This is a genomic window from Streptomyces sp. CNZ301, from assembly GCF_004217425.1.
In genome coordinates this window covers 4,808,416-4,821,253 of the sequence record NZ_SHLG01000001.1, presented here as the reverse complement: position 1 = coordinate 4,821,253, position 12,838 = coordinate 4,808,416, and the positions used below count along the sequence as shown (strand labels likewise).

Annotated in this window: 12 protein-coding genes; 8 read left to right on the top strand and 4 right to left on the bottom strand. The window is 68.5% G+C overall.

What is annotated here, in order from left to right:
- Window positions 1–29: 29 nt before the first annotated feature.
- Together EV375_RS20770 and EV375_RS20765 are read right to left on the bottom strand one after the other, a co-directional pair.
- A complete protein-coding gene (locus tag EV375_RS20770; protein ID WP_130300782.1) occupies window positions 30–803 on the bottom strand; it encodes a phosphatase PAP2 family protein in 774 nt (257 codons plus the stop codon).
- Window positions 804–1,120: 317 nt separating this feature from the next.
- On the bottom strand, window positions 1,121–2,038 hold the full coding sequence (locus EV375_RS20765; RefSeq protein WP_130302003.1) for a bifunctional lytic transglycosylase/C40 family peptidase: 918 nt from the start codon (window positions 2,036–2,038) through the stop codon (window positions 1,121–1,123).
- Window positions 2,039–2,276: 238 nt separating this feature from the next.
- Here EV375_RS20765 and EV375_RS20760 point away from each other — a divergent pair, with 238 nt between their 5' ends.
- The 3 genes from EV375_RS20760 to EV375_RS20750 all read left to right on the top strand — a co-directional run bounded on the left by EV375_RS20760 (window position 2,277) and on the right by EV375_RS20750 (window position 4,280).
- Window positions 2,277–2,585, top strand: a complete 309-nt coding sequence (locus EV375_RS20760) for a hypothetical protein (protein ID WP_016910415.1) — start codon at window positions 2,277–2,279, stop codon at window positions 2,583–2,585.
- A gap of 389 nt (window positions 2,586–2,974) precedes the next feature.
- Complete coding sequence (locus EV375_RS20755; protein WP_130300780.1) at window positions 2,975–3,619, top strand: class I SAM-dependent methyltransferase; 645 nt, start codon at window positions 2,975–2,977, stop codon at window positions 3,617–3,619.
- 220 nt (window positions 3,620–3,839) lie between these two features.
- Window positions 3,840–4,280 carry a VOC family protein gene (locus EV375_RS20750; protein ID WP_130300778.1) on the top strand — a complete coding sequence of 147 codons (441 nt, stop codon included), beginning with the start codon at window positions 3,840–3,842 and terminating at the stop codon, window positions 4,278–4,280.
- An 80-nt stretch (window positions 4,281–4,360) separates the two neighbouring features.
- Here the strand turns inward: EV375_RS20750 and EV375_RS20745 are convergent, their stop codons facing one another.
- A complete protein-coding gene (locus EV375_RS20745; protein ID WP_055483897.1) occupies window positions 4,361–4,654 on the bottom strand; it encodes a YiaA/YiaB family inner membrane protein in 294 nt (97 codons plus the stop codon).
- Window positions 4,655–4,958: 304 nt separating this feature from the next.
- On the opposite strand from EV375_RS20745, the gene EV375_RS20740 reads away from it, so the two are divergent.
- The 5 genes from EV375_RS20740 to EV375_RS20720 all read left to right on the top strand — a co-directional run bounded on the left by EV375_RS20740 (window position 4,959) and on the right by EV375_RS20720 (window position 11,704).
- On the top strand, window positions 4,959–5,816 hold the full coding sequence (locus EV375_RS20740) for a DUF8175 domain-containg protein (protein ID WP_130300776.1): 858 nt from the start codon (window positions 4,959–4,961) through the stop codon (window positions 5,814–5,816).
- The gene (locus tag EV375_RS20735; RefSeq protein ID WP_130300774.1) at window positions 5,806–7,125 is read left to right on the top strand and encodes a hypothetical protein; all 1,320 of its coding nucleotides are present in this window, start codon (window positions 5,806–5,808) and stop codon (window positions 7,123–7,125) included. Before EV375_RS20740 ends, EV375_RS20735 begins: the two co-directional genes overlap by 11 nt.
- Window positions 7,122–8,687, top strand: a complete 1,566-nt coding sequence (locus tag EV375_RS20730) for an SCO6880 family protein (protein WP_130300772.1) — start codon at window positions 7,122–7,124, stop codon at window positions 8,685–8,687. The genes EV375_RS20735 and EV375_RS20730 overlap by 4 nt, the downstream gene beginning before the upstream one ends.
- A gap of 174 nt (window positions 8,688–8,861) precedes the next feature.
- On the top strand, window positions 8,862–10,280 hold the full coding sequence (locus EV375_RS20725; RefSeq protein WP_130300771.1) for an ATP-binding protein: 1,419 nt from the start codon (window positions 8,862–8,864) through the stop codon (window positions 10,278–10,280).
- 2 nt (window positions 10,281–10,282) lie between these two features.
- Window positions 10,283–11,704: a site-specific integrase gene (locus EV375_RS20720; protein WP_486588610.1), complete on the top strand. Its 1,422-nt coding sequence runs from the start codon at window positions 10,283–10,285 to the stop codon at window positions 11,702–11,704.
- 507 nt (window positions 11,705–12,211) lie between these two features.
- Here EV375_RS20720 and EV375_RS20715 read toward each other — a convergent pair.
- On the bottom strand, window positions 12,212–12,766 hold the full coding sequence (locus EV375_RS20715; protein ID WP_130300769.1) for a GNAT family N-acetyltransferase: 555 nt from the start codon (window positions 12,764–12,766) through the stop codon (window positions 12,212–12,214).
- Window positions 12,767–12,838 lie beyond the last annotated feature (72 nt).

Genomic DNA, 12,838 nt, shown 5'->3' with positions numbered 1-12,838 from the left:
CAGGGGCAGGTTGCGGCTGTTTTCGAAGGCTAGGCGGCCAAGTCGCTGTCATCGGGGCCGCCGTGGCAGCGCTTCGCCGCCTCGGCACCGGAACCGCCGGCCGGCCTCTCCGCTGAGGAGGCTTCAGCCGGCTTCTCCACCGGCTCCTCCCGCAGTACCGAGGTCACGTCCTCGGCGCGACGCCTCGGCCCCACCCACACGATCGCGCCCGTACGCGGCGAACCGGCGAGCGAGCGCGCGAGCGGCGTCAGCGCCCAGTTCGCGGCCGGGGCCAGCAGCAGCGTCACCGCCGCGCCGAGAGCGAGCCCGCCGACCACGTCGGTCGGATAGTGAACCCCCATGTAGACGCGGGTGAAGCCGGCCAGCACGGCCAGCACGATCCCCAGCAGCCCGTAGCGGCGGTGGACCATGAAGATTCCCACGGCCAGAGCCATGGCCAGCGTGGAGTGGTCGCTGACGAACGAGTAGTCGTCCTTGCCCTGCACGAGCACTTCGAGGCCCTTGTGTTCGATGAACGGACGGGGCCGCTCCACGAACTCCCTGATCGGGACGTTCACCAACAGCGCGATTCCGGCGGCGAGCGGCGTCCACATCAGGCCCGCGAATGCGGACACTGCCTCCTCGCGCGTTTCCCTGCGGCGCGCCACGCGCCACCACGCGAGGAGCCCCAGCAGCACGAGCCCGGCGATGACGCCGTATTCACCGACGAATCCCATCGCACGGTCCGCCCAAGCGGGGGCGGACTCGGCCACGCCGTTGATCTCGTAGAGCAGATCGACATCCGGGTCGTCCCAAACTGCCATCGTGATGCTGACCTCACTCTGCTGTGCTCGTGGTCTCGTGCCGCCGTCGACCCCCGTTGCCCCGTACCCCCGTGGCCCTGATTTGGAAGTGTCTTCCGCTGCCAAGGGAACGCCAGTTGGCGCGCTGCTCGTTCCGGGTCTACCGAACGATCACCCGGACGTTACCGAAGGGTGATCGGTCTTCCCTGCTCAGGAAGCACCCCTCACGCAGCGTCCTGTCATGATTACACGATTCCGCACACCACCCTCACGGCTCCAACGGCAGCCACCCGCAGCACACTTGTGCGGTGATGTGACGTGACATCAGCCCGGTCGGTTCACCCGTCGCCGCTCGGCCTCGTGGCTCCGAAGTAGTTCGGGGTGTCGATCGGATCGAAGCGGATCGTCGCCCCGGTGTAGGGCGCATTGATCATGTGGCCCCCGCCGACGTAGATCCCGACGTGGTCGATGGAGCGCGAGTTGTTCAAGTCGGTGCCGAAGAAGACCAGGTCGCCGGGGAGGAGTTCGTTGCGCTTCGGGTGCGGCCCGCTGTTCCACTGGTCGTTGGCCACGCGCGGCAGCTGCACACCCACGCTTCGGTACGCGGCCAGCGTCAGGCCCGAGCAGTCGAACCGGCCGTCCTGCTCCGGAGTCCCGTTGCCGCCCCACAGGTAGGGCGTGCCCAGCTTCTTCTGCGCGTAGTAGATGGCTCCCGCCGCGCGCCGGGACGGATCGACGCGGCCCTTGGTGGAGGCGAAGCTCTGCTCCATCTTCCGGATGGTCGACACGTAGTTCTTCGTCTCACGGTACGGCGGCACACCCCCGTACTTGATCACCGCGTACGCGCCGGCGTTGTAGGCGGCCAGCATGTTCTCCGTCGGGTCGCCGGGCGCGTCCTTCACGTACGAGGCCAGCTTGCAGTCGTAACTGGCGGCGGAGGGGATCGCGTCCGCCGGGTCCCACACGTCACGGTCGCCGTCGCCGTCCCCGTCGATCCCGTGCGTGGCCCAAGTCCCGGGAATGAACTGGGCGATGCCCTGTGCCTGCGCCCCGCTCTGCGCGTTCGCCCGCCAGCCGCTCTCCTGGTAGAGCTGCGCGGCCAGCAGCGCCGGGTTCAGCGCCGGGCACAGCCCGCCCCACTTCTGCACCAGTCCCTGATACGCCGACGGAACAGCGCCCTTGGCCAGCCCCACTGCCCGTCCGGCGCCGCCCAGATGGGCCGCCGCCACATACGTACCGACGACGAGGAGCGCCATGAAGGCGGCGAACAGCCCTAACCCGCCGCCGACTCCCAGCAGCCAGACCTTCCTGCGACCCGCACCACCACGCACCCGCACTACTCAACCATCCCTCATGCCAGCGTGGTTCACTGCCCATCCCGTCCGACTCATGACAGAATCCGATTGGGCGTAGCGAACACGCGCGCCGTATCCTCACTCAACCTTCATTCCCTTACTGCAGGTTCAATCTCCGACATGGGGCGGTGAGTTCACCATGTTTCTGGCGGCCGACAAGGGCGACATCACCACCATCATCGGCGGAATCGCTCCCGACTGGGGCCCGTTCGGATCGCTCGGCAACGAGGCCCGGGTGATGATCGAGGTGGTGATGGCCATAGCCATCCTGCTGTGCCTCGGCATCGCCATCTGGGGCGCGGCGAAGCAGCGCATCGGAGCCACCGCCCTCCGCGACACCTTCAGCGCCGAGCAGGGCAAGGGCCTCATCGTCGCGGGCCTGACGGGCGTCTTCATCATCGGGTCGCTCGGCACACTCTTCACGATCGTCTACGGAATGGCCGTTTGACCTCACTGGTCTGCGCCGGCTCCTGACGGCGAACGGGCGCCGGGGCACGCTGAGTTCATGCCTTCCGCTGCTGCGCCCGTGCGGGCGCCGGGCGGCGGGCCCCGCCTCTCCACGCCGACCGCACTGACGGTGATTTCGGTCACCCCGGAAGCTCCGCGCCGCCGCAACTACCGTTTCCTTTCCCGCGCCTTGATTCAGCAGAACCCGATCACCTGGCAGCGCCCCTTGGCGCAGCACCACTTGGCGTCCGTACTGGTGGGGTCCTGGCCCGCCCGAACCTCAGTCAATCCCCTCAGCCGCCGCCGGTTCCAGCCCATCCTCCGTGCCGCTTCAGCGCCTCGCTGGGGCCGACGGCACGCCACACCACGTCACGAACACTCCGGAGACGCATGGACATCGTCAATCCCGCCCTCGAGGACTACCTGCTCGCCCACGCCTCCCCCGCCGACGACGTACTCCGTGACCTCGTCGAGGAGACGCACCAGCTGGTTCCGGGCACGACGATGCAGATCTCGCACGACGAGGGCGAGTTCCTCACGATGCTGGCCCAACTGACCGGGGTTTCCTTCGCGGTGGAGGTGGGCGTCTTCACCGGCTACTCATCCATCTGCATCGCCCGCGGCCTCAGCGAGGGCGGGCGCCTGCTGGCGTGCGACGTCTCCGAGGAGTGGACATCCGTGGCCCGCCGGTACTGGGAGCGCGCCGGGCTGACGGACCGCATCGACCTGCGCCTGGCGCCCGCCGACCAGACGCTGCGGACGCTGCCCACGGACCAGGCCGTCGACTTCGCCTTCATCGACGCCGACAAGACCGGATACCCGGCGTACTACGAGGAGTTGGTCCCGCGGATGCGGCGGGGCGGTCTGATCGTCCTGGACAACGTGCTGCGCGGCGGTCGCGTCGTCGACCCCTCGGCGCAGGACGCCGCCGACCGGGCCATCCGCCAGGTCAACGACGCGATCACGGCCGACAGCCGCGTCCAGTCGGTGATGCTCCCCCTGCGCGACGGAGTCACGCTTGTGCGGAAGCGGTGACGAGGGCGGGGCCGGAAGCGCGTGAGTGACCGTGCCGCGGTATCCACAGCCTGTGGATGAAGCTCGCCCCTGCCGGCCCTTGCCCGTCCTTTCCGAGGCGATGAACTCGCGGGAAAACACGGCCGGTTCGAGCCCCACCGCTCAGCGCGTTCACGCCTCACCGCAGGACGGACGGGACGATATCGTCGGGTCACATGCACAACCATGCCAAACTCACCGCATGGACCAGCGCACCCACTTCATCACGCTCGCGACGCGGGATCTGGAAGCAGCTCGCCGCTTCTACCGCGACGGACTCGGCTGGGAACCACTCGCCGACGTGCCGGAGGAGATCATCTTCTTCCAGACCGGCCCCGGGCTCGTGCTCGGGTTCTTCGACGCGGAGAAGTTCCGCGAGGACATCGCCGACGCGGTGCCCGACACCAGCACTTCGGGCGTGACGCTGGCCCACAACGTCGACAGTCCGGAAGCGGTGGACAGCGTGGTGAACGCTGCCGTCGCTGCCGGCGCACGCCTGGTCAAGTCCCCGCGGCCAGTCCCGGTCTTCAACGGCTACCACGGCCATGTCGCCGACCCCAACGGCGTGATCTGGGAGATCTGCTACAACCCCGGCTGGTCCGTGGACGATTCGGGCCGCGTCCGCCTCGGCGCCGCGGAGTAACGGACGTTCAGGCGGTCGGACGTCCAGACGGTCAGGCGTCAGGAGTCAGGCGTCAGGCGGTCGGACACGGTCCGGGCCCGTCAGACACGATTCGGGTCGAACGGGTCCTGCTCGGTGAGCAGTCTGTCGACACGGGCCCTGTCGACCTTGCTCGTCATCTCCTCCGCCTCCTGCCTGTCGCGGACGCACTTGGCGAGCGTGAAGGCCGACGAGACGACGAAGACGAGACCGAGCCCGAGGAAGGCTCGCTCCCAGGCCCCGACGGGAAGCTTCGCGATTCCTGCGAGAACAGCCGTCAAGGACAGACCGAAGGCAATGGCCGACTGGGCGAAGAAGACCGCAGTCGTGGGCCGTTGAACCGATGGCGTAGTCATGGCAGAAGCATGCCGGGCGGCGCGTCGGCGCACCTGAGTACAGCTACTCGGTTCCCGTGCGTGTCTTTGGGGACCCCGGAGCCCCCGTACGCCCCTGTGCGCGCCCCTGTGGCAGCCGTGACGCCTGCGAGGCGGGAAGTGCCCAGTGAGACGCGGGGGCAGCAGGCGTACCGCATGGCAAGACGCTGCGTCACCGGTTGTCCACAGGCGCCCCGTACGGCCAGTGACACAGCTACCTTCGTTTGAGGAGACAATGCACTGACGACAGTTGACTGAGTATGAGGTTCGAGGGGGCACGTCCGGGATGAGCATCGGCGGCGAGGGGTACGGCGAGCGCGACCGTACGGGCGACGAGGGCACGGCCGGAGGATACGGCCGCGGCCCGGCCGGCCTCACCACGACCCGGACACGGCTTCCGGGCGGCGAGGGCGGCGGGAGACCCCCCACGCGGCCGGGGCGCAGCATCGTCACGATCGTCGGAGTCGTCGTCCTGCTGATCGCGGCGATCGCCTTCGCCAACCAGGGCGGCGACGAGGGAGGCGGCGACTCGGACGGCAAGAAGCCCGGCGAGGCGCAAGCGACGGCCCCCACGGGACAGAAACCGGTCAAGGGCGGAAAGGGCGGCATCGCGTCCGGCTTCCCGCAGTCGCAGCAGGGCGCGGAAAGCGCCGCGGCGAACTACGCGGTGGCGCTTGTCTCTTCGGACATCATCAAGCCGGGCAAGCGCGACGGGCTCGTCGAGCAGATCTTCGTGCCGGACGAGACGGAAACGATGCGGTCCAAAATGGACAAGGCCTACTCGGAGAGCTTCCTGAAAAAGCTTGGGCTCGACGCGGAGGGCAATCCCGAGGAAGACATGACCTACATTTCGCGCACCACTCCGGTCGGCACCAAGTCTGTGAGCTTTGATGAGAACAGTGCCCAGATGGACGTCTGGTGCACAGGTCTCTACGGCATGGCTGGGCAAGGGTCGAAGAATCCGGTGACCAGCGACTGGTTCACCATGCGACTGGGACTGGAGTGGGTGAACGGCGACTGGAAGGTCAAGACGTTCAAGCAGAAGGACGGTCCCGCACCGGTGGAGGGTGACAACAGGGCATCCGGTGCGGAGGAGATCGCAGATGCGGTCGGCCAGTACGGAGGCTTCACCTATGGTCGCTGAGATCCGCCGTCGTGCCGCGAGCGTCGCCACGCTGCTGGCCGGGACACAGACGCTCGCTCTGCTGCTGGCGACCCGTGTTTCCGCCGAGCCGAAGCCCGACGAGGACTGTGACCTCATCGTCGGCCCCGCCAAGGAGTACTGCGAAAAAGGCGACGACGGAGGGGGAGGCGGGGGCGGCGCCCCCGACCCCGCCAGCACGCTCGACCCGCTGTCGTCGCTCGCCAAGGGCTGCGCCAAAGCCGCCGCCTGGACCGTCGACAAGCTCTCCGAACTCGTCAACAAGACAACGAACGTCGACTTCACCAATCCCGAGTTCCTGCGCCAGTACGCAGTCGTCTTCGCCGCGTCGACGATCCTCACGCTCACGATCTGGCTGCTCGCCGTCGCCAAGCGCGCCATCCGTGGCGTTCCGTTCGTGGAGGCCATGACCGAAGCCATCGGTTTCCTCTGGCTGACCGTCATCGCGTCGGCGTTCACGCCGCTCATCCTCTACACGGTCGTGTCGGCGACGGACGCGGTCACGGACGTCGTCGCGGCCGGCACGTCCGATCAGACGGACAAGTTCTTCGGAACGTTCTCCGAAGCGCTCAAGAACGGCGACGACATCGGCGGCGGTCCGATCATGCTGATCGTCGTCTCACTCATCTCCGTGCTCGCTGCGGGCGTCCTCTATCTCGAACTGGTCGTCAGGGCGGCCCTGTTGTACGTGGGCGCGCTGCTCGGTACGGCCGTCTACGCGGGCCTGGTCGACAAGAACATGTGGGGCCACGTCCGCCGCTGGGCGGGAATCATGATCGCGGTCATCCTCGTCAAACCGGTGATCGTGATCGTCCTCGGGCTGGCCGGGGCTCTGTCGTCGTCGGACGGTCCGGACGCGTTCTCGGCGATCGTCTCCGGACTCGCCATCATCGTCCTGGCGATCTTCGCCAGCGCCATGATCTACCGCTTCGTCCCCGGCTTCGGCGACGAGATCGTCAACCACCGCAACTCCTCCCGCGATCCGGCGTCCCGCTCCGCCGCAGCTGTCGTCTCCTCGCCGGCCGCGCTCGTACGGCAGGGCATCAACACGCACAGCGCCCGCGGTGGAGGCGGCCAGTCCGGCGGTGGGCCGGGCGGCCCGAACCAGCAGACCGCGGGCCAGGTCTCCGGCGGGGTGGCCGCGCACAGCACACGCGGCGGGGGAGGCGGCAGCAGCGGCGAGGCCCCCCGACCGCAGGCACCGCCCGCCCCCCGCACGTACGACCGTTCCGCACCGAACCGCCCGGCCCGAAACGGCGGCGGCAACCGCACCGGAGGTGACCGCAGGTGACGACGGCATCCCACACTGCCGCCGCTCCCCGCCGCACGTACATGATCGGCCGGGCCCGGCCCAACGCGGTGATCGGCAAGAACCGGGAGACCGGCGAGATCGGCCTGATCATCACGGGCGCGTTCCTGGGCATGATGAGCGGCCTGCTCATTCCCGTGCTCGCCTTCCGCATCCCCGCGCTCGTCGGCTTCCCGATGCTGGCCCTGGCTGCGATCTACGTGCCGTTCAAGGGCCGCACCTTCTACAAGTGGTTCGAGATCAACCGCTCGTACCGCAGGCTGCTGCGCAGCGGCGGCGCCGTGTACCGCTCGGACGTGGCCGAGGCGGGCACGCGCCTGGACGGGCGCGAAGTGGAGGTCGGCCCGCCGCCCGGCGTCGGGCGCATCAACTGGCTGACGGCGCCCTTCGGTCCGGACGAGCTGGCGGTGCTGCTGCACGCCGACCGCCGTACGGTCACGGCGTGCATCGAGATCGAGGGGCCGGGCGTGGGGCTCCGCGACAGCGAGGACCAGGAGGCCCTCGTCGACCGCTTCGGCACCCTCCTGAAGCACGTGGCCAACGGCGACGGCTTCGTCACGCGCCTGCAGATGCTGGCCCGTACGCTGCCCGCCGATCCGGACGCACACGCCAAGGACGTCGAGCAGCGCGGAGACGACCGCTCCGCCCCCTGGCTGCGCGACTCCTACGACCAGCTCCAGTCGATGGTCTCCACCTCCAGCGAACAGCACCGCGCCTATCTCGTGGCGTGCATGCACTACGGGCGTGAACTCGCTGCGGAGGGAGCCACGATCGCCAAGGCGGCACAGCGCTCCGTGGGCCGTTCCGGCAGGAAGCTGACGAAGGACGAGGGCCTGGCGATCATCATGGCCCGCGAACTGACCGACATCTGCGCCCGGTTGACGGAGGCCGACATCCGCGTGCGTCAGCCGCTGGGGCAGGCACGTCTGGCGTCGCTGATCCACTCCATGTACGACCCGGACCACCCCATCGACCACCTCCAGGCCATGTCGAAGCGCAATGCCTGGCCGGCCGAGCTGGACGCGATGGAGCCGACGTACCTCCAGGCCAAGACACGCGAGTCCACGACCCGCGCACCGTGGTGCCATTCGACGGCTTGGGTGAAGGAGTGGCCGATGACACCCGTCGGCGTCAACTTCCTTGCCCCGCTGCTCGTTCACACCCCGGACGTGATCCGCACGGTTTCGGTGGCGATGGATCTCGAGCCGACGGAGCTGGCCATCGAGCGGATGCTCACCGAGAAGACCAACGACGACGCCGAGGCCAGCCGCCAGGCGAAGATGAACCGCACCATCGACCCTCGCGACGTCGCCGCGCACGGCCGCGTCGACCAGCGGGGCGAGGACCTGGCGTCGGGCGCTGCGGGCGTCAACCTCGTCGGTTACATCACCGTCTCCTCGCGCTCGGCGGATTCGCTGGCCCGTGACAAGCGCACGATCCGCGCCTCGGCCGGAAAGAGCTACTTGAAGCTCGAGTGGTGCGACAGGGAGCATCACCGGGCATTCGTCAACACACTGCCGTTCGCGACCGGTATCCGCCGCTGAGGAGGACGCGCAACATGATCAACGGCCGCTGCCCGCACGGCAGTTGTCCGGCACGGCCGCGACGGTGGGTCCCGGACCGCCGCAGGCCCGCCGGTGCACCGCACTTCGTCCGGACCGCGGCATCCGCGACGTCTCCGACCGGCATGCGCCGCGGAAGGGGCTGAACGATCTCCCATGGCCGCGCTCGATCCGCTCACAGCAATCACCGACGCCTTCACCAGTTTCCTCTTCGGCAAGACGGAGACGACGAGGCTGCCCGTGCGCACCTCCACGGGCCAGGCCCAGGCCGTGTACCTGCCCACGGCCGCTCCCGGCCTGGGCGACTCCGGCGTCATCATCGGCCGCGAGGTCTACAGCGGGAAGGGATACATATACGACCCCTTCCAGCTCTACGGCCAGCAACTCCCCGCCCCGCACTGGCTGGTGCTGGGCGAGTCGGGAAACGGCAAGTCGGCGCTGGAGAAGACGTACGTGCTGCGTCAGCTCCGCTTCCGCGACCGCCAGGTGGTGGTGCTCGACGCGCAGGGTGAGGACGGCGTCGGCGAATGGAACCTCATCGCCGAGGAAATGGGCATCACCCCCATCCGCCTCGACCCCACGGCAGCCCTCAACCAGGGCATCCGTCTCAACCCGCTCGACCCGTCCATCACCACCACCGGGCAGCTGGCCCTTCTCCGTACGATCATCGAAGTCGCCCTGGGCCACGGCCTGGACGAGCGCTCGGGCTTCGCGTTGAAGGTGGCTCACAGTTACGTCAACGAGACAACGGCCGGCCGCCAGCCCGTCCTCACCGACATCGTCGAGCGGCTCCGCCACCCCAAACCGGAGTCGGCGGAAGCGATGAACGTCGCCCTCGACGACGTACGGGCCTGGGGCCTGGACGTCGCCCTCGTCCTGGACCGGCTGGTCGACGGCGACCTGCGCGGCATGTTCGACGGCCCGACGACGGTCGGCATCGACCTCGACGCTCCGCTGATCGTCTTCGACCTCTCCCACATCGACCGCAACTCGATCGCCATGCCGATCCTGATGGCCATCGTCGGCGTCTGGCTGGAGCACACCTGGATCAGGCCGGACCGGAAGAAGCGCATCTTCTTGGTGGAAGAGGCCTGGCACATCATCAACAGCCCGTTCGTGGCACAGCTCTTCCAGCGGCTCCTGAAGTTCGGCCGCCGACTGGGGCTGTCCTTCGTGGCGGTGGTGCACCATCTCTCCGACGTGGTCGACGGTGCCGCGGCACGAGAGGCCGCCGCGATCCTCAAGATGGCCTCTACACGGACCATTTACGCTCAGAAGGCCGACGAGGCGCGGGCCACTGGCAAGGTCCTCGGCCTGCCGAGATGGGCCGTCGAGATCATCCCCACCCTCTCGCCCGGCATCGCCGTGTGGGACGTCAACGGCAACGTGCAGGTCGTAAAGCACCTGGTGACGGAAGCGGAACGGCCGCTGGTGTTCACCGACCGTGCCATGACGGAGGCGTCGTCCGCCCCTGAGAACTTCGACACGTCGCTGGAGGCCGACCTGGAGGCAGAGGCGGAGGCCCGCGCCCTCGCCATCGAGCAGTCGCCGTCCTCCAACTCGACCGTCGCCTAGCCATGCCGTACAACGACGACCGCGGATACGGCAACGGGGACCCGCACGGCGAACGGTTCGAGGACGGTCCACGCCATCCGCCCGGCCCCACGCCCTCCCCTCGCCGCGGCCCGTCCCGCGGCGGGGCGAGCGGAGGCGGCATCCCGGACGGCCTTCTGCTCAGTGTGCTCGCGCTGCTCCTCGGCACCACTGTTCTCACCTGGACCACGACCGGCATCGCGGGCCTCCTCGCCCACGGCTCCTGGCCCGAGGGCGTCTCCTTCACCCGTACCCCCATGGCCGTGCGCGACCTGGCGGCAGATCCGAAAAACCTGGCCGGCGCCTGGCCGCACGTGAACCCGTCGCAGCTGTCCGGCTACGGGCTCTTCTGGGGGCTGCTCATCGGGCAGCTGCTGATACTGGCCGTCCTCACCGTCTTCGCCGTCGGCACTGTCACCCGCGCCCGCGCGGTACGCGCCGCCCGTCGAGCCCGGCCCCGCTTCGCACGGCCCCCGGAAACCGCCGAGCCCGACACGGACGTACGGACCCGAACGTCCCAGGAACCGGTCCCTCCGGGGGAGTTCACAGCGCCCGTGGAGGCAGCGGCCACGCAGCCCACCCCCACTCCCGCACCGCTCGCCCCAAGGCTCAGCAAGTCGATGCAGGACCACGCCGGTGACACCGATTCCGACGACCGCGACGGCCTGACAGCGACCCACACCCGGGTACAGGACGCTCCGGGAGCCGTCCTCGTCGCCACAGCAGACACCGCTCTGTGGCGGGCGACCAAGGACTCCCGAGCAAAGCTCGGCCCCGTCCACCTCTTCGACCCGGGCCAGCTCTGCGACACCCCTGACCGCCTGCGCTGGTCCCCGCATCACGGCTGCTCCGACCGGGCCACCGCGGCGGCACGCGCCACAGCGCTCCTCGCACCGCTGCGCTCCTCGCGTCCCATCGACGCCGAGATGCACTCCGCGGCCGAGACCCTCCTGCGCTCATGGCTCCATGCCGCCGCCCTAGACGACCGGCCGTTCCGCGAAGTACACCGCTGGGCCCACGCCAAGACTGCGCCGACCGATCCCGTTCGGACACTCCGCACCCACCCCAAGGCGTCGCCCGGGGCCGCCGGCGAACTCGAAGCCACCCTCACCGGCCACCCCGAACGTCGCAAACACGCCACGGAGCTGGTGCGCCGGGCCCTCTCCCCGCTCTCCCAGCTCCACATCCGCAACGCGTGCACGGCCTCAAGAGCTGACCGGATCGCGCTGGAATCGTTCATCGACGAGACGGGAACGCTCTATGTGGTGGGCGACGACCCCGAGTTGATGCCCATCCTCAACGCACTCGCCCAGAGCGTGGCCGAGCACGGCCGGCGCATGGCCGCACGGTCATCCTCCGGTCGGCTCGGCCCACCACTCACGACGGTCCTCCAACTCCCCGTCTAGTGCTGTGACTCCCAAGGCCCGCCAACGTCGCAGTTGCCCGCGGCCGGCCAACGGTTGGCCCTTGCGCACCCGATTCGCTTACTCACGCGGCGCCGGCGGTGACCACCTGCCCAACTGCCGCGAACTCAGCCAGGTGAACTGCGCCGGGCAGGACAGCTGACGCCGTGATCACACCAGCCATGGATCATTGCCGATCCCGTGGTCCCAGTGGCCGTCATTCCGTCAGCACCAGGCAGAACTCGTTGCCCTCGGGGTCACGAGCACAATCTTGTCCGGAAGTACCGGACCTGAACGATCGCACCGAGGTCGGTCGGGCGCTGTATCTCCCCCTCCGGCTCTTCAGCGAGCAGGCCCAGTTGCGCCCGATTCTTCACGCTCTTGCCCTCCGAGGGTGAGCACAGCCGAAGGCGATGTCATGGAGTCTCGCCATCCGGCCATGGTCCATAAGCTTCCTGGACGATGGCATGGGCCTTTCAGCACTGAGTTGTTGTGCCCAGCATTCGAAGATCACTCATCAGACGGCCGCACGCGACTTCTCCGGGAGGAGCGAGGCGGCAACTCCCGCACCATCTCGAATTCCTTCAGCCCGGGCGCCTTCGGATCACTCACGAACCCGCCCGTGCGCACATACCAGATCCTCCGGTAGAAACCCTCGGCCCTCGGATTGTGTTCATGGACGTGCAGCAACATCCGCTTCACACAGGGCCGTTCACACGCCCAGTTCTCCACCGCCTGGAACAACTGCGCCGCCAGTCCCGACCCCCTGTGCGCCGGTCGCACGTAGACACCCACAACGTGCGCACTCTCGCCCTCGTCCAGCACAGTTGCACTCCCGACCCAACGCCCGTCCTCCTCCTCGTCCTCTCCGACGAAGGTCTCCGCCAGCGCACCCTGAGTCCCCTGCGCTGCGCGACGACGCCAGAAGTCGTCGCCCCGCAGGGAACTCAGCTCGTACGTTTCGTTGAAGGCCACTGACGCCACAGGGTCGGCGAGTGCGGCGAGCCGCAACTCACGCAGCAACGCCCAGTCTTCCGCCAGCACCGCCCGGATCTTGTACGCCATCCCCCGATACTGCCGCAGCAACTCATGCACCAGTACTGATTACCGCTGCTCCCGGAGTACGAAGCGGCGGGG

Bases quoted from the DNA above. Each gene is read 5' to 3' on its own strand.
- EV375_RS20715 (WP_130300769.1), bottom strand. From the start codon at position 12,766: ATGGCGTACAAGATCCGGGCGGTGCTGGCGGAAGACTGGGCGTTGCTG.
- EV375_RS20760 (WP_016910415.1), top strand. From the start codon at position 2,277: ATGTTTCTGGCGGCCGACAAGGGCGACATCACCACCATCATCGGCGGA.
- EV375_RS20755 (WP_130300780.1), top strand. From the start codon at position 2,975: ATGGACATCGTCAATCCCGCCCTCGAGGACTACCTGCTCGCCCACGCC.
- EV375_RS20770 (WP_130300782.1), bottom strand. From the start codon at position 803: ATGGCAGTTTGGGACGACCCGGATGTCGATCTGCTCTACGAGATCAAC.
- EV375_RS20740 (WP_130300776.1), top strand. From the start codon at position 4,959: ATGAGCATCGGCGGCGAGGGGTACGGCGAGCGCGACCGTACGGGCGAC.
- EV375_RS20725 (WP_130300771.1), top strand. From the start codon at position 8,862: ATGGCCGCGCTCGATCCGCTCACAGCAATCACCGACGCCTTCACCAGT.
- EV375_RS20735 (WP_130300774.1), top strand. From the start codon at position 5,806: ATGGTCGCTGAGATCCGCCGTCGTGCCGCGAGCGTCGCCACGCTGCTG.
- EV375_RS20750 (WP_130300778.1), top strand. From the start codon at position 3,840: ATGGACCAGCGCACCCACTTCATCACGCTCGCGACGCGGGATCTGGAA.
- EV375_RS20720 (WP_486588610.1), top strand. From the start codon at position 10,283: ATGCCGTACAACGACGACCGCGGATACGGCAACGGGGACCCGCACGGC.
- EV375_RS20745 (WP_055483897.1), bottom strand. From the start codon at position 4,654: ATGACTACGCCATCGGTTCAACGGCCCACGACTGCGGTCTTCTTCGCC.
- EV375_RS20765 (WP_130302003.1), bottom strand. From the start codon at position 2,038: ATGGCGCTCCTCGTCGTCGGTACGTATGTGGCGGCGGCCCATCTGGGC.